This is a genomic window from Escherichia sp. KCJ4928, from assembly GCF_004352695.1.
GTDB lineage: Bacteria > Pseudomonadota > Gammaproteobacteria > Enterobacterales > Enterobacteriaceae > ECMA0423.
On the sequence record NZ_SJWV01000782.1, the window covers coordinates 1 to 255 of the forward strand.

Below are 255 nucleotides of genomic sequence, written 5' to 3' on the forward strand. Positions count from 1 at the left end.
TTGGAGGATAGCCAGCTCTTCATCCCGTTCTGCCAGCTGGCGTTTGAGACGTGCAATCTCGGTAGACATCTCCAGTTCACGTTCAGAAGACGTCTGCTGATTTTGCTGTTTACTGCGCCAGTTGTAGCGCTGTGATTCATACAGGCTGAGTTCACGGGCTGCGGCAGTAACACCGATGCGTTCAGCAAGCTTCAGGGCTTCACTGCGAAATTCAGGCGAATGCTGTTTACGGGGTTTTTTACTGGTTGATACTGT

General features: G+C 51.0%; 1 protein-coding gene. It reads right to left on the minus strand.

Translation table 11 applies throughout. The features are described from left to right. The coding region (locus E0D98_RS26755) for a transposase (protein ID WP_152064227.1) at positions 1-255 on the minus strand (255 nt) is incomplete at both ends.